General features: G+C 71.4%; 19 protein-coding genes, 1 tRNA gene and 1 riboswitch. Of the genes, 9 read left to right on the forward strand and 11 right to left on the reverse strand.

Annotated elements, in window-relative coordinates; all coding sequences use genetic code 11:
• The first annotated feature begins 75 nt into the window (after positions 1-75).
• Together TR48_RS18790 and TR48_RS18795 are read left to right on the forward strand one after the other, a co-directional pair.
• Complete coding sequence (locus TR48_RS18790) at positions 76-804, forward strand: nucleotidyltransferase domain-containing protein (protein ID WP_152628035.1); 729 nt, start codon at positions 76-78, stop codon at positions 802-804.
• A 40-nt stretch (positions 805-844) separates the two neighbouring features.
• The gene (locus TR48_RS18795) at positions 845-1,906 is read left to right on the forward strand and encodes a septum formation family protein (protein ID WP_042368712.1); all 1,062 of its coding nucleotides are present in this window, start codon (positions 845-847) and stop codon (positions 1,904-1,906) included.
• A gap of 34 nt (positions 1,907-1,940) precedes the next feature.
• On the opposite strand, the gene TR48_RS18800 is transcribed toward TR48_RS18795, so the two are convergent.
• Positions 1,941-3,143 (reverse strand): L,D-transpeptidase, encoded by a 1,203-nt coding sequence (locus tag TR48_RS18800; RefSeq protein WP_042368713.1) that lies wholly within the window; start codon positions 3,141-3,143, stop codon positions 1,941-1,943.
• A 177-nt stretch (positions 3,144-3,320) separates the two neighbouring features.
• Positions 3,321-3,644, reverse strand: a complete 324-nt coding sequence (locus TR48_RS18805) for a hypothetical protein (protein ID WP_042368715.1) — start codon at positions 3,642-3,644, stop codon at positions 3,321-3,323.
• Between the two features lie 98 nt (positions 3,645-3,742).
• Between TR48_RS18805 and TR48_RS18810 the strand changes: the two genes are divergently transcribed.
• Entirely contained in the window at positions 3,743-3,994 is a 252-nt protein-coding gene (locus TR48_RS18810; RefSeq protein ID WP_042368717.1) for a hypothetical protein, read from the forward strand.
• 366 nt (positions 3,995-4,360) lie between these two features.
• Here the strand turns inward: TR48_RS18810 and TR48_RS18815 are convergent, their stop codons facing one another.
• A complete protein-coding gene (locus tag TR48_RS18815) occupies positions 4,361-5,752 on the reverse strand; it encodes a cystathionine beta-synthase (protein ID WP_042368724.1) in 1,392 nt (463 codons plus the stop codon).
• 350 nt (positions 5,753-6,102) lie between these two features.
• Between TR48_RS18815 and TR48_RS18820 the strand changes: the two genes are divergently transcribed.
• The 3 genes from TR48_RS18820 (at position 6,103) to TR48_RS44390 (ending at position 9,526) form a co-directional block, all read left to right on the forward strand.
• On the forward strand, positions 6,103-7,167 hold the full coding sequence (locus TR48_RS18820; protein ID WP_084729551.1) for an SGNH/GDSL hydrolase family protein: 1,065 nt from the start codon (positions 6,103-6,105) through the stop codon (positions 7,165-7,167).
• 108 nt (positions 7,168-7,275) lie between these two features.
• Entirely contained in the window at positions 7,276-8,496 is a 1,221-nt protein-coding gene (locus TR48_RS18825) for an acetyl-CoA C-acetyltransferase (RefSeq protein ID WP_042368726.1), read from the forward strand.
• Between the two features lie 289 nt (positions 8,497-8,785).
• Positions 8,786-9,526, forward strand: coding sequence for a hypothetical protein (locus TR48_RS44390; RefSeq protein WP_042368734.1), 741 nt, complete (start codon positions 8,786-8,788; stop codon positions 9,524-9,526).
• Between the two features lie 254 nt (positions 9,527-9,780).
• Here TR48_RS44390 and TR48_RS18835 read toward each other — a convergent pair whose 3' ends face one another.
• The gene (locus tag TR48_RS18835) at positions 9,781-10,071 is read right to left on the reverse strand and encodes a hypothetical protein (RefSeq protein WP_042368736.1); all 291 of its coding nucleotides are present in this window, start codon (positions 10,069-10,071) and stop codon (positions 9,781-9,783) included.
• A gap of 141 nt (positions 10,072-10,212) precedes the next feature.
• Here TR48_RS18835 and TR48_RS18840 point away from each other — a divergent pair, with 141 nt between their 5' ends.
• Positions 10,213-10,431, forward strand: a complete 219-nt coding sequence (locus TR48_RS18840) for a DUF4287 domain-containing protein (protein ID WP_439654480.1) — start codon at positions 10,213-10,215, stop codon at positions 10,429-10,431.
• Between the two features lie 58 nt (positions 10,432-10,489).
• Here the strand turns inward: TR48_RS18840 and TR48_RS18845 are convergent.
• Positions 10,490-10,571: transfer RNA gene (locus TR48_RS18845), tRNA-Leu, on the reverse strand.
• Positions 10,572-10,909: 338 nt separating this feature from the next.
• Between TR48_RS18845 and TR48_RS18850 the strand changes: the two genes are divergently transcribed.
• Both TR48_RS18850 and TR48_RS18855 read left to right on the forward strand, forming a co-directional pair.
• A complete protein-coding gene (locus tag TR48_RS18850; RefSeq protein WP_042368740.1) occupies positions 10,910-11,668 on the forward strand; it encodes an ABC transporter ATP-binding protein in 759 nt (252 codons plus the stop codon).
• 24 nt (positions 11,669-11,692) lie between these two features.
• Positions 11,693-14,245, forward strand: a complete 2,553-nt coding sequence (locus TR48_RS18855) for an ABC transporter permease (RefSeq protein ID WP_042368742.1) — start codon at positions 11,693-11,695, stop codon at positions 14,243-14,245.
• A 603-nt stretch (positions 14,246-14,848) separates the two neighbouring features.
• Here TR48_RS18855 and TR48_RS18860 read toward each other — a convergent pair.
• The 6 genes from TR48_RS18860 to TR48_RS46495 all read right to left on the reverse strand — a co-directional run bounded on the left by TR48_RS18860 (position 14,849) and on the right by TR48_RS46495 (position 20,633).
• On the reverse strand, positions 14,849-16,204 hold the full coding sequence (locus tag TR48_RS18860) for an NAD(P)/FAD-dependent oxidoreductase (RefSeq protein WP_042368750.1): 1,356 nt from the start codon (positions 16,202-16,204) through the stop codon (positions 14,849-14,851).
• Between the two features lie 362 nt (positions 16,205-16,566).
• Complete coding sequence (locus TR48_RS18865) at positions 16,567-17,466, reverse strand: Ppx/GppA phosphatase family protein (protein WP_042368814.1); 900 nt, start codon at positions 17,464-17,466, stop codon at positions 16,567-16,569.
• A gap of 2 nt (positions 17,467-17,468) precedes the next feature.
• Positions 17,469-18,056: a DUF501 domain-containing protein gene (locus tag TR48_RS18870; RefSeq protein ID WP_042368752.1), complete on the reverse strand. Its 588-nt coding sequence runs from the start codon at positions 18,054-18,056 to the stop codon at positions 17,469-17,471.
• Between the two features lie 11 nt (positions 18,057-18,067).
• Entirely contained in the window at positions 18,068-18,469 is a 402-nt protein-coding gene (locus TR48_RS18875) for an FtsB family cell division protein (RefSeq protein WP_236652213.1), read from the reverse strand.
• A gap of 121 nt (positions 18,470-18,590) precedes the next feature.
• Positions 18,591-19,871, reverse strand: a complete 1,281-nt coding sequence (gene eno, locus TR48_RS18880; protein ID WP_042368757.1) for a phosphopyruvate hydratase — start codon at positions 19,869-19,871, stop codon at positions 18,591-18,593.
• A gap of 159 nt (positions 19,872-20,030) precedes the next feature.
• Positions 20,031-20,633 carry a LysM peptidoglycan-binding domain-containing protein gene (locus tag TR48_RS46495; RefSeq protein ID WP_304941225.1) on the reverse strand — a complete coding sequence of 201 codons (603 nt, stop codon included), beginning with the start codon at positions 20,631-20,633 and terminating at the stop codon, positions 20,031-20,033.
• A gap of 42 nt (positions 20,634-20,675) precedes the next feature.
• Positions 20,676-20,832: riboswitch (cyclic di-AMP (ydaO/yuaA leader) on the reverse strand.
• Positions 20,833-21,010 lie beyond the last annotated feature (178 nt).

The raw sequence follows: 21,010 nt of genomic DNA on the forward strand, positions 1-21,010 counted from the left end.
CGGCTTTCTGGCGGCTTTTGGCCCCCCGGTAACCCCCGTGCGACGGCGGGGTCGGCCCGGGCACACTCTGCGTCCATGACAGGAAGCACTCCAGGGGTGACCACCGGGGCCGGCGGCCGTGGCCTGAACGAGGACGGCACCATCGCCCGGGAGGGGGCGCGGGACCGGGTGGCGCCCGAGTTCGCGCCGGTCGTCGAGGCGACCAGGTCGCGGATCCTTTCGGCCTTCGGCGATCCCGACGCGGGCGCCTCGCGGCTGCACAGCGCCTACTTGTACGGCAGCGTCCCGCGCGGCACGGCCCTCCCGGGGCGCTCCGACCTCGACGTGCTGCTCGCGCTCCGGAGCGCGCCCACGGCGGAGGACCGCGCGAGGACCGAGGCGCTCGGGCGGTCCGTCGACGCGGACTTCCCGCAGATCGACGGCGTGGGCGCGCTGCTCTTCGACACGGCCACCCTGCTCAGCGAGCGGGAACGGCACGACCTGGGCTTCTTCGTCGCCTGCCTGTGCACCCCCCTGCTCGGCAAGGACCTCGCCGAGCGGCTGCCGCGCTACCGCCCCACCTCGCTCCTCGCTCGGGAGACCAACGGCGACCTCGCCCGCCTGCTCCCGCTCTGGCGCGAACGCCGCGCCGCGGCGACCACCGACGCCGAGCTGCTGCGCCTCGCCCGCCACGTCGGCCGCCACCTCACCCGCACCGGCTTCACCCTGGTCATGCCGCACTGGGGCGGCTGGACCAGCGACCTCGAGGAGTCGGCCGACCTGTTCGGCCGCTCCTACCCGGCGCGCAACGATCACTACGGATAGCCGTTCGAAGCGTCGCACCCGATCGGCTACTCTCGCGCGGGTGACCCAGACCCCGCCGCCCTCCGCCTCGGCGCCGCAGGCGTCCCCGTACCCCGTCGCCGCGCCCCCGTCGGTCCCGGCGGCGAAGCTGAGCGCGGCGGCGGTGTGCGCGCTGGTCGCCTCGGCCGTCGCGCTGGTGCCGGTGGGCGTCGTGCTGGGCATCGTCGCGCTGTTCCGCACGCGGCGACTGGGGCAGCGCGGTCGTCGGCTGGCCGTGGTGGCGCTCTCCCTGTGCGCCGCGTGGACGGCGATGGGAATGGTGGCGATCATCGCGACCGCCACGGTGATCGGATCAAGCCAGGGCCCGCTCACCACCTTCGGCGCGGGGACGTGCTTCACCTACCAGGACGGCGTGGACACCGCGCAGGGCGTGGACGTCGTCTCCTGCTCGGACCCGCACGACGGGCAGATCGTCGCCGACCACGGCCTCGGCTCCGGCTACCCGGGCCTGAGCGCCGCATCGAAGGAGTCGGTGCTGGGCTGCCTGACCGACGCGGCCCACGCGATCCCCGACGCGGGGCGCTTCGGACCGTCGACCAGGCTGAGGATCTACTACCCCAGCCAGGACAGCTGGGACGGGGGCATGCACTCCGCTGTCTGCGTGCTGACGAACCCCGACCGCTCCGCGCTGACCGGCGACGCACTCGCCGCCCCGGGGCTGACCCCGTTGCAGCGTCAGGTGCTGGGGCTCACCAACGAGTCGGTCCTGCTCCGGATCAAGCTGCACGACGTGCCGCAGGGCAGCTGGCAGATCGCCGGGGCGCTGGAGCAGCGGCTGGGCGCGGCCGACCGCGCGGAGAGCGCGGGCCTGGGCGCGCTCGCGGCGAACCCGCCGCAGGGCACGACCTCGGCCCTGCCGCCGCTGCTGCGCGCTCTCGCCGCCGCGGACGCGACGGAGGCGTCGCAGGCGGACGCGGCCTCCGCGGCGGTCACGGGCGCCGACGCCTGGCAGGCCCTGATCGACGGCGGCCGCGTGACGTACGCCCCCGCGGCCGCGGACTATCAGGAGCTGCGCGAGCCGCTGGGCCTGCCCCAGCCGGGCGTGCAGCCGACGGGCGTGTAGCCGACGGGCGCTCGCGCGCCGCTCTTTCGGAGGGTCAGACCGCGCTGCCGGACTTCCAGGTGGCCCAGTCCAGGTTCCAGCCGTTCAGGCCGTTCGCGGCGTCGACCGTGCGGTCGCCGGAGTTGATGACCTCGACGACGTCGCCCACGATCGAGCTGTTGTAGAACTCCGCCGCGGGGGTGCCCGGGTCGGAGGCGCCCCGGACGTCGTGGAGGCCGACACAGCCATGGCTGGTGTTGACGTTGCCGAAGGTGCCGTAGGACCAGTAGTTGCCGTGGATGAAGGTCCCGGAGTTGGTGAGCCGCTGCGCGTGCGGGACGTCGGGGATGTCGTACTCGCCGCCCAGGTTGACGGTGCGTGAGTCCATCCGGGTCTGCAGCAGCTTCTCGGAGATGACCATCTTGCCGGCCCACGTGGTGTGCTCGGGGCTGCCGCCCGAGATCGGGAAGGTGCTGGTGACCTTGCCGTCGCGGGTGACGGTGAGCTGGTGGCTGGCGAGGTCGGCGACGCTGGTCTGACTGCGGCCGACGGTGAAGGTCGCGGACCTGCTCTGGGTGCCGAAGCGGCCGTCCGCACCCTCGACGTCCTTCAGGGCGATGGTGACGCTGACCGTCGTGCCGGGCTTCCAGTAGTGCTCGGGGCGGAAGTCCAGCCGGGTGTCGCCGAACCAGTGGCCCACGATCTCGACGGGCGGTTCGGACTTCACGGTGATGGCCTTCTGTACCGCGGCCTTGTTGGTTATCGCGTTGTCGAAGGTGAAGGAGACCGGCATGCCGACCCCGACCGTGGCCTTGTCGTCGGGGGTGTACACACCGACGAAGGACTTCACGGGCTTGCCGGTCGTGAACGCGGACAGCGTGGTCGCGGTGGTGCCGGCGGTGTCCTTGGTGACTGCGGCGATCTTGTAGCCGGCACTGGAGGAGAGCGGGGTGGCGCTGGTCCATCCGGTGCGGTCGGCGGTGAGCCGGCCGGCTATGTGCTTGCCGTCGGGGCCGGTGAGGGTGACCGACTCCAGCGTGCCCTGGGCCACCTGGACGGTGACGGGGGCGGTCATGTCGACGCCGGTCGCACCGTCCTTCGGAGTGACCGTCACGTTCGCCTTCGAGGCCGCGGGCGAGGCGCCGCCGGAGCCCTTGGTGCCGGAGCCCGACCCCGTGCAGCCGGCTATCAGCAGCACCGGCGTCCCGACCATGCCCGCGACCACGGATCGCCGGGTCCAGTTCGCTGCTGTCGCCATGGCTCACTCCTGCTCTAGGGGTCACGCGCTGGTGCGCTTATCACCCTAAGCAGGAGCGCCGATAACGCCCAATTCGGACGTCTCGGACACCACTCATCTGGCGGAAGGTCAGAACGCGCGGGCCGACCGGAACCTCGTCCGACCTGGGATCACTCCCCCGTCACTCCTCCGGGCCCGTCACTCCTCCGAGCCGGCCTCGAACGGCTCCCAGTCCTCTGTCTCTGCGTCGTAGTCGACGGGCTGCGTCTCCCAGCCGGCCTCGGCCAGCTCGACACCGGGGATGTTCTCGAGCATCGCCACCGGGTCGATGAAGTGCGCCACAGCACCGCTCGGGTCGAGGTTGATCGCCTCGAGCGCCTCGGCCCGCTCCTCGTCCTCCAGGTACTCGTCGTTCTCGACCTGCTCCAGCGCCGCGGCTTGCAGCGCCTTCTCGTCGACGATCTCGGCGATCAGCTCGATCTGCAGCCGGATGTAACGCGGCGAGCCGCTCTCAGTAGTCATGGGCCGAGCCTATCCAAAGGCCGTCAAAGGTGATTAGCATCGTCCGGACCAGCGCGAAGCAGCCGTCGTCACGGCCGTCGTACGTAGTAGGAGCGCCCGTGGGTCGCCGTCATCTCACCGTCACCGCCGTCGCCGCCGGCATCGGCACCGCACTGACCCTCGCGGTGGGGCCCTACGCGACGTCAGGCGCCTCACCGGAGGCACAGGTTCACACCTCGGCGAGCAGCGGCGCCGCGTTCACAACGGCCGGTTCGGCGCGCACCGACGGCACGCCCTACCTCGTCGGCGGCGCGGGTTGCCTGCTGGCCGGGGCCGGCCTCGTGGTCGCCCGCCGCCGGGCCGCGCTCTGACGGACGCCGAGGCCCTCGGCAGGACCCTCGCACGCGGGAGACACCGCGCGTGGAAACACCAGCAGGGCCGGCCCGTACGGGCCGGCCCTGCTGTCTCCGAGCTGTTCCCCCACCCGGGAACGCGGAGCTGGTGCCGCGGGGCGCCGCACCCCGTCATGACGACGGGGGCGGGACGACGGCGATCCCCGCGGGCTGGACGCGGCCGGCCGGGTCAGGGCCGTCCGACGCGTCCTGGTGACGGCGGAGTCAGGGAGCCGCTCCGTTCCCCACTGTCACCACGCTCGGCTTCTCGCCGTTGACAAGAACAATGCCGGAGCGTTGTTAACCGCATGCTGCCGGTACGTGACGCCTACGTACCAATCGGACCTACTTACGCGACATGAAGGCGAGCAGGTCCTGACGGGTGACGATGCCCTGCGGCTTGCCCTGGACCAGCACGACGGCCGCGTCGGCCCGCTCGAGCACGTTCATCAGGCTGCTGACCGACTCCATCGAGCCCACCACCGGCAGCGGCGCGGACATGTGCGTGCCGATCGGGTCCTCCAGGCTGAAGCGCTTGGCGAACAGGCCGTCCAGCAGGTCGCGCTCGACGATGGAGCCGATCACCTCGCCGGCCATCACGTCCGGGTGGCCGGCGCCCGGCGAGACCACCGGCATCTGCGAGACGCCGTACTCGCGCAGGATCTGCACGGCCTCGCCGACGGTCTCATTGGGGTGGACGTGGACGAACTGCGGGATGCCCTCGTGCTCCAGCGCGTCCTTGCGGGCCAGGACGTCGCCCACGTGCGCCTCGTCGCCGCCCTCCTCCTGGAAGCCGTAGTCGCGCATCCACTCGTCATTGAAGATCTTGCTCAGGTAGCCGCGCCCGGAGTCCGGCAGCAGCACCACGACGACGTCGTCCGGACCGAGCCGCTTGGCGACCTCCAGCGCGGCCACGACAGCCATGCCGCAGGACCCGCCCACCAGCAGGCCCTCCTCCTTGGCCAGCCGCCGGGTCATCTGGAAGGAGTCCTTGTCCGAGACCGGCACGATCTCGTCCGCGACGGTGCGGTCGTAGGCGGTGGGCCAGAAGTCCTCGCCGACGCCCTCGACCAGGTACGGGCGGCCGGTGCCGCCGGAGTAGACCGACCCCTCCGGGTCCGCGCCGATGACCTTGACCCGGCCCTCGGAGGCGTCCTTCAGGAAGCGGCCGGTGCCGGAGATGGTGCCGCCGGTGCCGACGCCCGCGACGAAGTGCGTGATCCTGCCCTCGGTCTGGTCCCAGATCTCGGGGCCGGTGGACTCGTAGTGCGAGGCCGGGTTGTTCGGGTTGGAGTACTGGTCCGGCTTCCAGGCGCCCGGCGTCTCGCGGACCAGGCGGTCGGAGACGTTGTAGTACGAGTCCGGGTGCTCAGGGGCGACGGCGGTCGGGCAGACCACGACCTCGGCGCCGTAGGCGCGCAGCACGTTGATCTTGTCCGTCGAGACCTTGTCCGGGCAGACGAAGATGCACTTGTAGCCCTTCTGCTGGGCCACGATCGCCAGACCGACACCGGTGTTGCCGGAGGTGGGCTCGACGATGGTGCCCCCGGGCTTGAGCGCGCCGGAGGCCTCGGCGGCCTCGATCATCTTGATCGCGATGCGGTCCTTCACCGAACCGCCGGGATTGAAGTACTCCACCTTGGCCAGGACGGTGGCGGAGATGCCTTCGGCCACCTTGTTCAGCTTGACCAGGGGGGTGTTCCCGACCAGGTCGATGATCGAGTCGTGGTACCGCAACGGGGTCCTCCGCGGTGTAGCGGTGTGAGGGAAATATGCGGAGCGCACGGTTTGTCGACTCCACGGGTGCCAGCGTAATGCGGGAGACTCGGTCGCAGGGCGCGGGCTGCCCCGGTCCCCGCTGTCTTCGGCGACGCGGACGCACGCGGAGGCGGGGTCGGGGCGTGGTGCGGTGGGTGACGGCGGGGTCTCGGCCGATTTGGCGCGAATGCCGCTGTCGCGGCCGAAACACGAGCGCGTCCGCGAACGTTACCGGGTATTGACGCAGTGATGCAGAAGCCCCGGGTCCGGTCGGAACCGCCACGAGCGGGCCCGGCCGGGGCCCGGGCCCGACCCACTTGGGGGTGGTCATGTCACGAGCACGAGTTGCCCGACGCATCGCCGCGGCCGCGGCGTACGGCGGTGGCGGGATCGGCCTCCTGGGTGTGGGCCTCGTGGGTGTGCTGCTGGCCGAGGCCAAGATCGCGGAGCACCAGCTGGACACCCTGAAGGGCGAGCCGCCGCGCGCCGACGGCCGCTACGGCATGGCCTTCGCCGCCGACGACGCCCGACCGCTCCGGTTCGCGGTCCTCGGCGACTCCACCGCGGCCGGCTTCGGCGTGGATCGCGGCCGGGAGACTCCGGGCGCGCTGCTGGCCGCGGGCATCGCCTCGGTCGCCGAGCGTCCCGTCGACCTCTACGTGGTCGCCGCCAACGGCGCGACCTCCGAGGACCTGGCCCGGCAGCTGGAGGTGCTGCTCAGGATGACCGGCCCCGAGGGCCCGGAGCTGGCCCTCATCATGATCGGCGCCAACGACGTCACTCAGCTGACCAAGCGCGCCACCGCGGTCCGCCTGCTCGGCGACGCCCTGAAGCGGTTGCGCGCCGGCGGCGCCGAGGTGGTCGTCGGCACCTGCCCCGACCTCGGCACCATCGAGCCGGTCCGGCCGCCGCTGCGCTGGCTGGCCCGGCGGGCCAGCCGCCAGCTCGCCGCCGCGCAGGCGATCACCGTCGTCGAGGCGGGGGCGCGCAGCGTCTCCCTGGGGGACCTGCTCGGCCAGGAGTTCCGCGGCCGCCACGAGATGTTCGCCTCCGACCGCTACCATCCCTCCGCCCAGGGCTACGCCACGGCCGCGATGGCGATGCTGCCGACGCTCTGCGCGGCGCTCGGCGTCTGGCCGGAGATCCCCTCCGAACAGCGCGGCGAGGGTCTGCACTCGCTGGCCAAGGCCGCCGCGGTCGCCGCCTCCCACGGCGGCACCGAGGTCGCCCCGGCGGGCCACTGGGCCCAGTTGCTGCGCCGGGCCCGTCGGCCGCTCAGCGCGGTCGGCAACGGCGCGAGCCCCGAGGGCGGCGACCACCCGGCCGAGCCCGGGACCGGGGGCGGCACGACGCCCGTCGACCCCGCCCTGTCTACGTCAGACAGCTCACAGTGACGGAGCGCTGACGACGCCCCTACCTGGGAGTAGCTTTCTGGCAGGCCTGTCTCCGCGTATGCGCGGCGGGCCTGCCGGCCGCCCCCTTCCGCATCTCCAGGAGCCACGATGCCCGAAGCCGTTATCGTCAGCGCCGCCCGTTCGCCGATCGGCCGGGCCGGGAAGGGCTCGCTCAAGGACGTGCGCCCGGACGACCTGACCACGCAGATCGTCGCCGCGGCGCTGGCCAAGGTGCCCGAGCTGGACCCGCGCGAGATCGACGACCTGATGCTGGGCTGCGGTCTGCCCGGCGGCGAGGCCGGCTACAACCTCGGTCGCGTCGTCGCCGTGCAGCTGGGCATGGACCACCTGCCGGGCTGCACCATCACCCGCTACTGCTCCTCCTCCCTGCAGACCACGCGCATGGCGCTGCACGCGATCAAGGCGGGCGAGGGCGACGTCTTCATCTCGGCCGGCGTCGAGACCGTCTCCCGCTACGTCAAGGGCAGCTCGGACGGCCTGCCCGACACCATGAACCCGCTCTTCGACGCGGCCCGCGCCCGCACCGAGGCCCGCGCGGCCGGCGGTGCGGACAGCTGGCACGACCCGCGCGAGGACGGCCTGGTGCCGGACGTCTACATCGCCATGGGCCAGACCGCGGAGAACCTCGCCCAGCTCAAGGGCGTCACCCGCCGTGACATGGACGAGTTCGGCGTCCGCAGCCAGAACCTGGCCGAGAAGGCCATCGCGGACGGCTTCTGGGCCCGCGAGATCACCCCGGTGACGACGCCGGACGGCACCGTCGTCAGCAAGGACGACGGCCCGCGCGCGGGCGTCACCCTGGAGGGCGTCGAGGGCCTGAAGCCGGTCTTCCGCCCCGACGGCCTCGTCACCGCCGGCAACTGCTGCCCGCTGAACGACGGCGCGGCCGCGCTCGTCATCATGTCGGACACCAAGGCCCGCGAGCTGGGCCTGACCCCGCTGGCCCGGATCGTCTCCACCGGCGTCTCCGGCCTCTCCCCCGAGATCATGGGCCTCGGCCCGGTCGAGGCCTCCAAGCAGGCCCTGAAGCGCGCCGGCCTGTCGATCTCCGACATCGACCTGGTCGAGATCAACGAGGCCTTCGCCGCCCAGGTGATCCCCTCCTACCGGGATCTCGGCATCGACCTGGACCGCCTGAACGTCAACGGCGGCGCGATCGCGGTCGGCCACCCCTTCGGCATGACCGGCGCCCGGATCACCACCACGCTGATCAACTCGCTGCAGTGGCACGACAAGCAGTTCGGCCTGGAGACCATGTGCGTCGGCGGCGGCCAGGGCATGGCGATGGTCATCGAGCGGCTGAGCTGAGGCCCGGGCCTCTCATAGGAACTTCACGATGACCCGTTTGGGCCAATAGCGGACGGGTAAGGGTTGGGTCACGTTCCGACGCGACCCAACCCGATTTCTTTATCTTCCCCTCATCTTCGGTCGACAGAGCGCGATCCTCCGGTCGCTTTCCGTAGAGAATTGTCCTCCGGAAAAGCTCGACAATGTCGGACGTCACAGATGAAAAGGGCATTACGCCCTGCCGGGATTTGCCTCGGTGCGGCACTGTTGGGGTGACCGCCTGTTCAGATCCTCGCAAGGGGTGCCTCCCGTGACCGTCCTCCTTCTCGCTGTGCTCGCGCTGGTCACCGTGCTCGCCGTGACCACGCTGCTTTCCGTGCGTGCCCTGCGGCGCCGCCTGGAGTCGGACCTGGAGTCCACCGTCCGCCGCGCCGTCGCCGTGGCACTCGCCGAGGACCGGGAGCGCGAGATCGCCGAGGCGCGCAGCTTCTGGGCCGAGCAGGAGGCCCGCGCCGCGGAGGATTCCCTGACCCCCGAGGACATCGAGGCCGTGGAAAGCCTCGACGCCCTTGTGGCGGAGAACACTCTCTTCCTGCCGGCCCCCCGCGGATTCATCGACGAGTCCGGGGAAATGGATCCGGAGTTCGCGGACGCGCTGCGTTCCGCACTCGAGGAGATGATCACCGAGGGCGACCGGGTCGCCCGTCCCAGCCACCCCGCCGAGCCCGGCTTCATCCCGCAGCCGACGCCGACCCCCGAGTGGACCGACCTGCGCCTGCTGGAGCTCGTCGAGGTCGGCACCGTCCTCAAGGACGTCCGCCCCGGCCCGATGGGCACCCTCGACGTCTACGTCTTCGAGGACGAGACCACACTGTGCGTCGCCCCGGGCGACGCGGGCACCGGCGCTCGCATCCGCGAGGCGGTCGCCTCCGGCGTCGCCGTCCGCCTCCTCGGCACCTCCCGCCTTCCGGGCGCCCACGCCCTGACCTTCGCCCTCTCCGACGACGAGACGGTCTACGTCCTCGCGGACCGGGTGGTCGCCAGCCTCTGAGATCCGCGTTCCGCGGATCCGCCCCCGCGCGTCAGCGCTGCTGCCCGGAGTGGGCCTCCCGGCAGGCGCGGACCGCATCGGCGTCACGGCGCCTTGAGCTCGCGGGCGTGCACGGTGAAGTGCCGGACCGCCGCGGGCAGTTGCCGCCGCCGACGCACACATCAGTCCGATGGCAGGTCGACGTCGTGGCCGGGCACGGGACGTGACGGCGAGCATGTCTGTGTTGGCGTGGTCTGCCCCCCGCCGGGGTTCGATCAGCGAAGCTCCGCGATCGCCTTGAGCGCGTCGGCGAGGACGCGGTCCGCCTCCGGGCCCTCCGACGCGGTGAGCGTGAGCGCCAGATCGTGTGCCGCCACCGCGATCTGGTCCCCCACCACGAACGCCCCGGCGTCGGGAATCTCCGCCGTCGCACCCGAGGCCCGGGCCAGGGTGCGGGCGAGCTCCAGACCCGCCGGAGCCTGACGCGCGAGCGAACTCTGCGGCATCGTGCGGAAACGGTCCGCCAAACGCTCGGCGGCGGCGAGAAGTGGTGTGGGATCGGGCATGCACCGAGCGTATCCGCGCATCGTGGGTGAGAGCACGCGCGGCCGGGTACGGGAGCACTCGACGCCGACTGTTGCCAAGCCCCGGCCCCTGCGGCACAGTCGTGAAACGGACCGCTCTACCGGAGGCGCCCAGTGACCCTCATGTACTCCGCAGAGACCCATCAGAACCTGATGTCCCGGATCCCCGCCGTGACGGGCCGGAGCATCGACGACTGGCTTCGCGCCGTGGCCGAAGGCCCGGGGCTCCACCGCTGCGAGGAGAAGATCGAGTGGCTCCGGCGCGAGTACGAGATCTCGTACGGGTACGCCAAGGCGCTCGTCCACGAGTTCGACCTGCGTCGGGCCGCCGCGCGGATGTAGCGGGAAGCTTGCGGGTCCGCGAACTGGCCTGAGCATGTCAGACCAGTTCGCGGACCCGTGCCCGGAGCCGGACTCGAACCGGCACGGCCTCCCGGCCAGCGAGGTTTAAGCTCGCCGTGTCTGCGTTCCACCATCCGGGCGTATTCCCGAGGCAAAGCCTATCCGGAGCTGTGCACCGCTCGTGCACAGATGTCGGGAAGTTGGCCCATTTTACCGAACTCTGACAATGCGTCAGTGCAGCTCGCAGGGGGCGTGCGCCCGGCGCGCAGGCACAGCACGGAGTGCTGCCCCTGAGGGTGACCCTGAGAAGGGCCCCGAGACGTCCCCGAGGAGTCGGAGACGGTGTCATACCGGGGAAGGAGCACCGGTCCGTGCTTCGGGCCGACTTCCGGGCCGGTAACGGCGGAGAGGATGAAGAGGCGGTGGCAGCACCGCACTTCATCCTCGAACAGCCCGTTCCGACCCCCGGAGTCCCACCGTGACCACCACCGCTCTGCGCACCGCCGCAGCCCGAGCCTCGGACCTGTCCAAGGTCTACGGCTCCGGAGACACCCGCGTGACCGCTCTGGACCACGTCTCGGTGGAGTTCTACCGGGGCGAGTTCACCGCCATCATGGGGCCGTCGGGCTCCGGCAAGTCGACCCTGATGCACTGCATGGCGGGCCTCGACAGCGTCAGCTCCGGCTCGGCCCGGATCGGCGAGGTCGAGCTGAACGGCCTGAAGGACAAGGCGCTCACCAAGCTGCGCCGGGATCAGATCGGCTTCGTCTTCCAGGCGTTCAACCTGCTGCCGACACTGACGGCGCTGGAGAACATCACCCTGCCCATGGACATCGCCGGCCGGAAGGCCGACAAGGCGTGGCTCGACCGGGTGATCGCCACCGTCGGCCTGGCCGACCGCCTCGGCCACCGGCCCAGCCAGCTCTCCGGCGGCCAGCAGCAGCGCGTCGCCTGCGCCCGCGCGCTGGCCTCCCGGCCCGAGATCATCTTCGCGGACGAGCCCACCGGCAACCTCGACTCCCGCTCCGGCGCGGAGATCCTCGGGTTCCTGCGCTCCTCCGTGCGCGAGCTGGGCCAGACCATCGTCATGGTCACCCACGACCCGGTCGCCGCCTCCTACGCGGACCGCGTCATCTTCCTCGCCGACGGGCGCATCGTCGACGAGCTCCAGGCCCCCACGGCCGACGGCGTCCTGGACCGCATGCGCCGGTTCGACGCCAAGGGCCGGACCAGCTGAGCGACGACGGGGATCCAAGAGCTCATGTTCAAGACCGCACTGCGCAACGTGCTGTCCCACAAGGGGCGGCTGCTGATGACGATGCTCGCCGTCGTCCTGGGCACGGCCTTCGTGGCCGGCACCCTCGTCTTCTCCGACTCGGTCAGCACGGCGCTGAAGAACAGCCTCTCGCACAACTACGACAACGTCTCCGTCCGCGTGGAGAACAACGCGGCCGGTGAGGACCGCCGGGCCCAGGACAACACCAGCGGCGCGAAGCCGCTGACCGACGCGACGCTGCGGCAGATCCGGGCTCTGCCGGGCACCGCCTCCGCGACCGGCACGGTCGAGGGCTTCGCCGGGATCTCCGACCCGAACGGCAACCTGATCGGCGGCCGCGGCGAGACGCAGGGCGCCAACTTCAGCCCCGGCGCCGACGGCACCGACACGCGCTACCCGATGGCCCAGGGCTCCGGCCCGACCTCCGCCACCCAGGTCGCCGTCGACCAGCGCACCGCCCGGAAGAACGGCTTCAAGGTCGGCGACACCCTCCGCGTCGCCGTCAACGGTCCGGTCATGCGGCTGACCGTCTCCGGCATCTTCACCTCGGACGACCCGGCGCTCAGCTCCGGCGGCTCGCTGGTCCTGTTCGACACCGCGACGGCCCAGCGGCTCTACACCGGGCCGGGCCAGTACGGGTGGATCGACGCCCTGGCCAAGCCAGGCACCAGCCAGAGCGCGCTGGAGTCGCAGATCGAGCGGGTCGTCCCGCACAGCGACAACATCACGCTGCACACCGGCGCGTCCCTGACCGCCGACGCCAAGCAGATGGTCGAGGACGACTCGAAGAACATGAAGACGGCGCTGCTGTTCTTCGCCGGCATCGCCCTGTTCGTCGGGATCTTCCTGATCTCCAACACCTTCACCATGCTGATCGCGCAGCGCACCCGTGAGCTGGCGCTGATGCGCGCCCTCGGCGCGAGCCGCAAGCAGGTGCGGCGCTCGGTGCTGCTGGAGGCGCTGTTGGTCGGCCTCACCGCGTCCGTGGCGGGCCTCGGGGCCGGCGTCGGCATCGGCGCGGCGCTCAAGGCCTGGGCCGGTTCCAGCGGCAACATCCCCGGCGGCGGTCTGACGGTCACCCCGTCGACGGTCCTGATCACGCTCGCGGTCGGCACCGTCGTCACGGGGATCGCCGCGCTCTTCCCGGCGCTGCGCGCCTCCCGGGTGCCCCCGGTGGCGGCGATGAGCAGCAACGACCAGCCCGCGTCGCAGAAGAGCCTGGTGGTGCGCAACAGCATCGGCGTCGTGCTGGCCGCTCTCGGCGTGGGGGTGGTGCTGCTCGGGGTCTCGCAGGGCGGCAGCGCGGGCCGCATGCCGGTCGCGCTGGGCGCTCTGCTGGTGATGCTGGGCGTCTTCGTGCTCACCCCGCTGCTGTCGCGGCCGATCATCGCGGCGACGGGTCCGCTGTTCCGCCGCCTCTTCGGCATCAGCGGCACGCTCGCCAAGCAGAACGCCATCCGCAACCCGCGTCGCACCGCGGCCACCGCGTCGGCGCTGACCATCGGCGTCACGCTGATCACCGCGCTGACCGTCATCGGCACCTCGGTCAGCACCACGATCACCAAGCAGGTCACCGCCAACATGAAGGCGGACTACGCGGTCAGCTCGCAGCTGGGCTACCCGGTCTCGCCGCAGCTGGTCTCCCAGCTCAAGTCGGCGAAGGGCGTCACCGCCGCCAGCGCCGCGGACTCGCAGTACGTCACGGTCAACGGCGCGGACCTGTCGCTGAACGGCTTCGACGCCGGCAGCTTCGACCAGCTGGTCGCCCCGGACCTGACGCAGGGAACGCTCGACGCCTTCAAGCAGGGGCAGCTCCTGATCGACGCCGACCACGCCAAGAGCCTCGACCTGGCGGTGGGCAGCACGGTCAAGGTCGCCTACCCGAACGGCACCTCCGGCAGCCTGACGGTCGGCGGCGTCTACCCCAAGAGCGACCTCCTCGGCCCCGCGCTGCTGAGCGAGCAGGCCCTGACGGGCCACACCGTGGCCCCGTTCTACAACGTGGTCCTGGTCAAGACGGACGGCGGCTCCTCCAGCGCCAACGAGCAGGCGCTGCGCGACGCCACGGGCCTGAACCCGCTCGTCAAGGTGCAGTCGCAGCAGCAGATGGTCGACCAGTTCAACTCGCTGATCTCGATGATGCTGACGATCCTCTACGCCCTGCTGGGCATGGCGGTCCTGATCGCCATCCTGGGCGTGGTCAACACGCTGGCGATGTCGGTCTTCGAGCGCAAGCGCGAGCTGGGCATGCTGCGGGCGGTCGGCCTCGACCGCCGCGGGGTCAAGCGCATGGTCCGACTGGAGTCCGTGGTCATCGCGGTCTTCGGCGCGGCGATGGGCGTCGCCATCGGCACCTTCCTCGCCTGGGCGGCCAACGGCCTGCTGAAGTCGAGCCTCTCCGGCCTCACCACAGCCCTCCCTTGGGGCCGCCTGGCCCTCTTCATCGCCCTCGGCGCCATGGTCGGCCTCCTCGCCGCCCTCTGGCCCGCCCGCCGAGCCGCCAGGCTCGACATCCTGGGCGCGATCAAGACGGACTGACGGACCGTCGCACCATCGTCTCCGGGGGCGCGGGACTCGATCCCGCGCCCCCTTGCCGTGTCGCCCAAGCCTCGTACGCTGCGGCGCACGGGCCTCACGGCGATCGACGCGCTGCCCACCCAGCCCTTCCCGCACGCGGCACCCCCGGGCGGCAGCGCCGCACCCGGTCATCTCGTGCTGACGCTGCACCAGAGCCGGGAGTGCGAGGCGGAGCTCACCGCCCTGGCGACCGCCCTCACCGCGCGGTGGGGGGCCGGTCACCGTGGAGCTTTGGCCGTATCTGCAGGCCGGCCAGGCGGGCGAGCAGGTGCCGGGGCCCGTCGTTTGCCGAGCCAGTACGTCGGCCGGACGCAGGTGTGGACGCGCCCGACGGCGGCCGCCGGCTGGCTCGGGCCGTGGGCCAGTGGGACAAGGAGCTTCGCGGGGAACTCGTCGCCGCCGTGCGTACGGCGGGATTCCGAGCCTGGACGTGCCAGCGCCCCCGCCCGTGGGAACGGGCGGGGGCGCTTACGGCAGCGGTGCCGGTCATGAGCACCACGGTCTGTGGTCCGGCGACGCTGCCGGGCTGGGAGGTGGGCCGGAGCGGTACCGGCCCGTGGGCCGTCAGGCCGAGACCTTCTCCTTGGCGGGAGCCGGAATCACCGGGGCCGGGGCCGCGGCCTCGACGAACACCTCGCGCGGCGTCTCCATCTCCACCAGGGAGACGGTCTCGCGCTTGAGGAACATCGCGAGGGTCCAGTCCGCGAAGACGCGGACCTTGCGGTTCATCGTCGGCACGCGGCTGCCGTGGTACAGGCGGTGGAACCACCAGGCGGGACGGCCCTTCAGCTTGTACTTGCCGAAGAGGATCGCCACACCCTTGTGCAGGCCGAGACCGGCGACCGCACCCAGGTTCTTGTGCTTGTACTCCTTCTGCGGGAAGCCCCGCATGCCCGCGACGACGTTGTCGCCGAGGACGATCGCCTGACGCACGGCGTGCTGCGCGTTCGGCGGGCACCAGGCGCCCTCGCCGACGGCGAGGTCCGGGACCTGGGCGTTGTCGCCGGCGGACCAGACGTTGTCGAAGCCCTGGACCTGGAGGGTCGGGGCGGTGTCGACGTGGCCGCGCGGGCCGAGCGGCAGGCCGAAGTTGGCCAGCGCCGGGTTCGGCTTGACGCCGGCCGTCCACACGATGGTGGAGGCGTCGACCTCGATGCCGTTCTTCAGCACGACGTGCTTGTCGACGCAGGACTCCATCGAGGTCTCGATGTAGATCTCGATGCCGCGCTCCTCGAGCTTCTCCTTGGTCCACAGACCGAGGTCCGGGCCCATCTCGGGGAGGATGCGGTTGGCGGCCTCGACCACGATGAAGCGCATGTCCTCACGCTTCACGTTGTGGTAGATCTTCGCCGAGTCGCGGGCCATGTCCTCGATCTCGGCGATCGTCTCGATGCCGGCGAAGCCGCCACCGATGACGACGAAGGTCAGCGCCTGCTTGCGCACCGCCTCGTCGGTCGTGGACTCGGCGCGGTCGAGCTGGGCCACGACGTGGTTCCGGAGGCTGATGGCCTCCTCGACCGACTTCATGCCGATGCCGTGCTCCGCCAGACCCGGGATCGGGAAGGTGCGGGACACCGAGCCCATCGCGACGACGAGGTAGTCGAAGGGGATCTCGTAGGGGTCGCCCGCGGCAGGGTGCACGGTGGCCACCTTGCGGTCCTGGTCGACCGAGGTGACGTGACCCGTCAGGACCTCGGCCTTCTTCAGGACGCGCCGCAGCGGGGCGACGAGGTTGCGAGGCGCGACGTTGCCGCCGGCCGCCTCGGGGAGGAAGGGCAGGTACGTCATGTACGACCGCGGGTCGACGACCGTGACAGTCGCCTCTCCGTAGCGCATCTTCTTGAGGATGCGCATCGCGGCATACAGGCCGACGTAGCCACCGCCGACAATCAGGATGCGAGGACGCTCCGTGGTGCTCATATCCGAAAGTATCCACCCCCTCCCTGCCTGGCATTTGTGGGCCTGGTCACAAGGGTCTGGACAGCACCTGCTATAGTTCGCGCCCCCGTGATCCGAGCCGAGGGCACCGCTCACAGCCGTGATCGCGAGGCTGTGAATTTCCGCAGCTCGACGGCCTCATTGCGATTGTGCGTGCGACTGGGGCGCGTTGCCTCCGATCCGGCGGGCAGGCTCGCCGAGGTGCCTTCGGTCCCACAATTCGGACGAAGCACCCCAGTGGCCCTGGCAACCGACGGGAACTCCATGTGAAGAAATTCACGAACATTTCCGGGAGAGGCGCGCGGCCGACCGCCGGGGCGCCCGCCGAACGCCCCGACCCGGCGTCAGAGCAGCGTGCTCCAGGCGATTCCGTCGAGGATGTCGTGCTCGCTGACGACCAGCTCGGCGGCGCCGGTCCGCTCCATGATCGCCAGCAGGACCAGGGCGCCCGCCACGATCACGTCAACCCGTCCCGGGTGCATCACGGGGATCGCCGCGCGCTCCTCGTGGGTGGAGGCCAGCAGCCGTTCCACGACCGCGCGGACGTCCGCGACGGGGATGCGGGAGCGGTGGATCAGCTCGCTCCGGTAGGAGGGCAGGTCGAGCGCGATGGCGGCCACCGTGGTGACCGTCCCCGCCAGGCCCACGAGAGTGGCGCCGCTGTCGAGGGGAACGGTCTCCGCGGCCTCGTCCAGCGCCTTGGCGATGTCGGCGCGCATCGCGTCGAAGTCCTCGCCGTGGCGCTCGGTCATCCGCACGCAGCCGATGTCGACCGAGCGGGCCGCCTCGACCCGGTCCGTGCCCAGCACGAACTCCGTCGAGCCCCCGCCCAGGTCGAAGACCAGGTACGGGCCGCCCTCGCCGTTCAGCTCCTTGGTGGCGCCGGTGAAGGAGAGCTGCGCCTCCTCGTCGCCGCTGATCACCTCGGGGTCGACGCCGAGGATCTCGCGCACGCCCGCGACGAACTCGTCGCGGTTCTCCGCGTCGCGCGAGGCGCTGGTCGCCACGAAGCGCAGTCGCGTCGCGCCGAGGTCACGGATGATCGCGGCGTAGTCGCGGCAGGCCGCGAAGGTCCGCTCCAGGGCCTCCGGCGCGAGCCGACCGGTGCGGTCCACGCCCTGACCGAGGCGGACGATCGTCATCCGGCGGTCCAGCTCGTGCAGCTCGCCCGTCGCCGGGTCGAGGTCGGCGACCAGCAGGCGGATGGAGTTGGTGCCGCAGTCGACACCGGCCACGCGGGTCAGGCTCACGCGTTCTCCCCCTGGTCGTCGGCACCGTCGGCCGCCTGCTCCGCGTCCTGGTCCGCGCCCGTCACGCACACGCACGGGCCCTTGCGCCACCACTCCGGCAGCGCCGCCAGCGCCTCGTCGCCGAGCGGGTTCACACCCGGCCCCGCGGCCAGGGAGTGGCCGACCAGCACGTGCAGGCACTTGACCCGGTCCGGCATGCCGCCGGCGCTCGGGAAGCCCTCCAGCACCTCGATCGCGTCACGACGGGCGATGTAGTCCTCGTGGGCCTTGCGGTAGCCCTCGGCGAGCTCCGGCTCCTCGGCGAGCCGGGCCGTCTGCTCCTTCATCATCCCGTCGGCCTCCAGCGTGCCGATCAGCGAGGCGGCGCGGGGGCAGGTCAGGTAGTAGAGGGTCGGGAACGGCGTGCCGTCCTCGAGGCGCGGGGCCGTCTCGACCACGTCGGGCAGGCCGCAGGGGCAGCGGTGGGCGACGGCCCGCAGGCCTCGCGGCACGCGGCCCAGCTGGGCCTCGACGGCGGCTCGGTCGGCCTCGGAGACGGCGGTGGCGTCGGCAGGGCGGGCAACGGGGGGGTGGTCGTGCGACATGTCTCTATTCTTCAGTGTCCGGCGTGGTCTGCCGTGTCGAGGGAGCCGAGCAGGCTCTGGTACCAGGGCTGCGAGGCCTGCTGCTGCGCGGTCGGGGAGGCGGTCGGCGTGGTCGAGGGGTTCACAGCCGTGAACGGGGTGTCGCCGGGGAAGGCGTAGTGGAGGCGTTGCCGCGCCTGGGCCTCGACGAACGCCGGATCCTGCCAGCGCGCCTTCTCCCGGCGCAGCTCGTCCACCTGGCGCTGCGCCTGCTGCTGCGCGGCGCGCTGCTGGTCGATCTGTGAACGCTGGGCGATGAACTGCCGCATCGGGTAGGCCAGCGCGGCCACCAGCGCGCACACGACCAGGGCCAGCACCGCCGCCCGGCCGGTGAGCCGCGGCCGCCGTCGGACCTGCTGCTGCCCTGCCGCCACTGCCGTCCCTCCCAAAACTCGCAGCCCTCCCCGGGTTCACGGCGTTCCCGTGCTCCGTGCGCGAAGACGCCCCGCCGCCCCACCCTAGAGGGTGAGAGCGGCGAGGCGTCGGAGGAGCGGGTCAGCCGTTGAAGCGCGGGAAGGCGCCGCGGCCGGCGTACTCGGCGGCGTCGTCGAGGATCTCCTCGATGCGCAGCAGCTGGTTGTACTTGGCGACGCGCTCGGAGCGGGCCGGGGCGCCGGTCTTGATCTGGCCGCAGTTGGTGGCGACGGCCAGGTCGGCGATGGTGACGTCCTCGGTCTCGCCGGAGCGGTGCGACATCATGCAGCGGTAGCCGTTGCGCTGGGCCAGCTCGACGGCGTCCAGGGTCTCGGTGAGCGAGCCGATCTGGTTGACCTTCACCAGCAGGGCGTTGGCGGCGCCCTCCTTGATGCCGCGGGCGAGGCGCTCCGGGTTGGTGACGAACAGGTCGTCGCCGACGAGCTGGACCTTGTCGCCGAGCTCGGCGGTGATGGTCTTCCAGCCCTCCCAGTCGTCCTCGAACAGCGGGTCCTCGATGGAGACCAGCGGGTACGCGGCGACCAGCTCGGCGTAGTACGCCGTCATCTCGGCGGCGCTGAGCGCCTTGCCCTCGAACTGGTACGCGCCGTCCTTGTAGAACTCGGAGGCGGCGACGTCCAGGGCCAGCGCGATGTCGCGGCCGGGGGTGTAGCCGGCGCCCTTGATGGCCTCGACGATCAGGTCCAGGGCCTCGCGGTTGGAGTCGAGGTTCGGCGCGAAGCCGCCCTCGTCGCCCAGGCCGGTGGACAGGCCGCGGGCCTTGAGCACGCCCTTGAGCTGGTGGTAGACCTCGACACCCCAGCGCAGCGCCTCGGAGAAGGACTCCGCGCCGATCGGGGCGATCATGAACTCCTGGATGTCCACGTTGGAGTCCGCGTGCGAACCGCCGTTGAGGATGTTCATCATCGGCACCGGCAGCACGTGGGCGTTGGGGCCGCCCAGGTAGCGGAACAGCGGCAGGTCGCTGGCCTCGGAGGCGGCGTGCGCGACGGCCAGCGAGACGCCCAGGATCGCGTTCGCGCCCAGCGACGACTTGTCGGCGGTGGCGTCCAGGTCGAGCATGGCCTGGTCGATCAGGCGCTGCTCGGTCGCGTCGTAGCCGACCAGCTCCGGGCCGATCTGCTCGATGACGGCCAGGACGGCCTTCTCCACACCCTTGCCGCCGTAGCGGGACTTGTCACCGTCGCGGAGCTCCAGGGCCTCGAAGGCACCGGTGGAGGCACCCGACGGCACGGCGGCGCGGCCGGTGCTGCCGTCGTCGAGGCCGACCTCGACCTCGACGGTGGGGTTGCCACGCGAGTCGAGAATCTCCCGCGCTACGACGACGTCGATGGACGGCACAACTGTCTCCTCATGGGGATGCGGGTTGTTACGCACTGAGCCTAGCCTCTGCGCCCGCCCGGACCCCTCAGGCCCATGGGCCTGTCTTGCCTGGCGGAACGCCGGGCGGACCCTACCGGTGGGTAGCGGCCGCCCGGCGTCGCCCGAGACCCGCCGGGCCTACCTCACGACGAGCCGCTCGCCGATGTGCAGCATGTCCGGGTCGCTCCCGATGGTGGCGCGGTTCTCCGCGTACAGCCGCTGCCAGCCGCCGAGGATGTGCTGCGCGGCGGCGATCTTCGACAGCGTGTCGCCGGGCTTGACGGTGTAGTTCCCCGAGCCGCCGTGGCGCGCGGGCGGGGTGGGCTTCTTGGCCGGGCCGCCGGGCTTCGGCGCGGGCTTGCGGTGCTTGCCGGTGCCGACGACGGGCGCCGGACCGCCCTTGTGCAGACCGGCCCGGGGCCCGCAGACGGGCCAGGCGCCGGGGCCCTGGCTGTCGAGCACCCGCTCGGCGACGGATATCTGCTCGCCCTTGGACGCGTGGTTCGCGGTGCCGGCGTACGCGCCGCCGCCGTAGGCGCGCCAGGTGGAGGCGGAGAACTGCAGACCGCCGTAGTAACCGTTGCCGGTGTTGATGGACCAGTCGCCGCCGCTCTCGCACTGGGCGACCTTGTCCCAGGTCGAGACGGGGGCGGCGCTCGCACCCGAGGCGCCGATCAGCGGCAGCGCCACCGCGGCGCCGGCGACGGAGGTGGTGGCCACGATGACCCTGGCCTTGTTCACACGGACACGACGATGACGGCCGGTGCCAGAGAAGAGCATGCGGAATTCCCTCTCCGACGCCTGCGAGGTGAGCTGTCGGGTTCGGGCCGCAGAGGATGGCCCGGACGCTGGCGCGTCTTCACCCCAAGCCGTCCGCGCTCGCGCACGATCGGCGACTTACCTGGGTCCCCCGCTCCTGCCCGGTCGTCAACTCGTGGTTTCCCGCCTCACGGTGGACAGGACTCGGCGTCCCGTTCGACGGTCGTCCGCTGCTGCGAACACGAAGGAGGCTAGGCAGTCCTTCATATGAATCTCAATCACGACACGCACACCGGTGCTTCGCACACCTCCCACAGGTCACACATTTTTTCTCAATGGCCCATGCTGACCTGGCATTT

The sequence above is a fragment of the Streptacidiphilus neutrinimicus genome (assembly GCF_000787815.1).
GTDB lineage: Bacteria > Actinomycetota > Actinomycetes > Streptomycetales > Streptomycetaceae > Streptacidiphilus > Streptacidiphilus neutrinimicus.

What these genes read in the sequence shown, in the direction of transcription:
- TR48_RS18790 (WP_152628035.1), top strand. Translation starts at nt 76, where the DNA reads ATGACAGGAAGCACTCCAGGGGTGACCACCGGGGCCGGCGGCCGTGGC.
- TR48_RS18800 (WP_042368713.1), bottom strand. Translation starts at nt 3,143, where the DNA reads ATGGCGACAGCAGCGAACTGGACCCGGCGATCCGTGGTCGCGGGCATG.
- TR48_RS18805 (WP_042368715.1), bottom strand. Translation starts at nt 3,644, where the DNA reads ATGACTACTGAGAGCGGCTCGCCGCGTTACATCCGGCTGCAGATCGAG.
- TR48_RS18820 (WP_084729551.1), top strand. Translation starts at nt 6,103, where the DNA reads ATGTCACGAGCACGAGTTGCCCGACGCATCGCCGCGGCCGCGGCGTAC.
- TR48_RS18825 (WP_042368726.1), top strand. Translation starts at nt 7,276, where the DNA reads ATGCCCGAAGCCGTTATCGTCAGCGCCGCCCGTTCGCCGATCGGCCGG.
- TR48_RS18835 (WP_042368736.1), bottom strand. Translation starts at nt 10,071, where the DNA reads ATGCCCGATCCCACACCACTTCTCGCCGCCGCCGAGCGTTTGGCGGAC.
- TR48_RS18840 (WP_439654480.1), top strand. Translation starts at nt 10,213, where the DNA reads ATGTACTCCGCAGAGACCCATCAGAACCTGATGTCCCGGATCCCCGCC.
- TR48_RS18855 (WP_042368742.1), top strand. Translation starts at nt 11,693, where the DNA reads ATGTTCAAGACCGCACTGCGCAACGTGCTGTCCCACAAGGGGCGGCTG.
- TR48_RS18860 (WP_042368750.1), bottom strand. Translation starts at nt 16,204, where the DNA reads ATGAGCACCACGGAGCGTCCTCGCATCCTGATTGTCGGCGGTGGCTAC.
- TR48_RS18870 (WP_042368752.1), bottom strand. Translation starts at nt 18,056, where the DNA reads ATGTCGCACGACCACCCCCCCGTTGCCCGCCCTGCCGACGCCACCGCC.